The following is a 1,589-nucleotide window of genomic DNA, read 5'->3' as shown; positions in this document are numbered from 1 at the left end:
CCTACTATTATATAAAGTCATAGTCTTTCTTTACCTTTTCTACAGGTTTGACTATGCTATTTTAAGATACTGTGGATTGGTTATCACCTCCTACCACTTGATGGTTTAAAAAAGGCTCCAACCACAGTCTCTTTGTTTATTTGTTAATCAGTTAGTTACCGCATGACGGTTTATCAAGAAGTAGGTTACGATTGCAAGGAGCCCTGTGGATCTTAAGACAGTATCAATACTTTATATCAGGAGGTCCTATATGATTTACGTAGGAATTGATGTCGCAAAAGATAAGCATGATTGCTTTATCACAAACTCTGATGGCGAAGTCCTTTTCAAGGCTTTTACCATCAAAAACAATCTCGATGGGTTCGACGAGCTTTATCAGAAAATAGAATCCGTTATGGAAGATGCTTCTAAAGTAAAAGTAGGCCTAGAAGCCACTGGACACTATAGTTACAATCTTCTCGGATATCTGCTTGATAAAGGTCTGGCCACCTTTGTTATCAACCCGTTACATACTAATCTGTACAGAAAAAGTCTAAGCCTTAGACAGACGAAAACGGATAAAGTTGATGCCCATACAATTGCTTCTATGCTAATGTCTGACGTGAACTTAAAGTCCTACTCAGACACATCGTATCACAACGAAGAGCTTAAGTCACTTACTCGCTATCGTTTTGATAAAGTTAAAGAACGCGCGAAGCTTAAAACATCTATATCCCGTCTTGTATGTATCCTTTTCCCTGAGTTAGAAAAGCTTGTTCCAACACTTCATCAGAATTCTGTTTATGAGTTACTCTACGAATTTCCTGGTGCAAAACAGGTAGCTAATGCACATCTCACAAGACTTTCAAATCTTCTTGAAACCGCATCTAAAGGCCACTACACAAAAGAAACCTCTATCGCTTTTAGAGAGGCTGCAAGAACCTCTATCGGTTCAAATATGCCAGCTAAATCGCTTGAATTAAAGCACACCATTAAGCTCATTAGAGAGCTAGATTCTGAAATCGAAGAGATTGAAAACGAGATTAAAGTCATCATGGATGAAATCAATTCTCCAATCCTTAGCATTCCTGGAATCAGCTATCGAATGGGTGCCATGATTATTGCTGAAATAGGTGACTTTAGCCAATTCGACTCTCCAGATAAGATCCTTGCTTATGCAGGAATGTCGCCTTCTACCTATCAATCCGGCCAGTTAGATAACTGTTATGCCAGAATGGAAAAACGTGGTTCTAGATACCTTAGATATGCTCTGTTTAATGCAACCGCATATGTTTGTCTATGGGATCCAACCTACAAGGCTTATCTTGCCAAGAAACGAGCTGAAGGCAAGCATTACTATGTTGCAATGTCTCACGCGACCAAGAAACTAGTTCGGCTAATTTATCATCTCGAACGCACTGGACAGCAATACCAAAAAGCAATCTAATTCTTCCAACATCATATCTTCTTGTCAGAGCATCATACTCGATGCTCTATTTGTCATGCAATTTTCAAGGTACTGATTGCGATGAATAAGTCATCGCCACTATACTCAAAACATCTCTGTTTTTGAAACTATTTATTGACTTTCTTTAATAGTTAGTCTTTTT

Annotated in this window: 1 protein-coding gene; it reads left to right on the top strand. The window is 38.5% G+C overall.

Annotated elements, in window-relative coordinates:
* Positions 1–250: 250 nt before the first annotated feature.
* The gene (locus tag MUB35_RS30330; protein WP_115622538.1) at positions 251–1,426 is read left to right on the top strand and encodes an IS110 family transposase; all 1,176 of its coding nucleotides are present in this window, start codon (positions 251–253) and stop codon (positions 1,424–1,426) included.
* Positions 1,427–1,589: the final 163 nt, after the last annotated feature.

This window comes from Blautia sp. NSJ-175 (assembly GCF_022867815.1).
Taxonomy (GTDB): domain Bacteria; phylum Bacillota; class Clostridia; order Lachnospirales; family Lachnospiraceae; genus Blautia; species Blautia celeris.
This window is presented reverse-complemented; position numbering and strand designations above follow the sequence as displayed.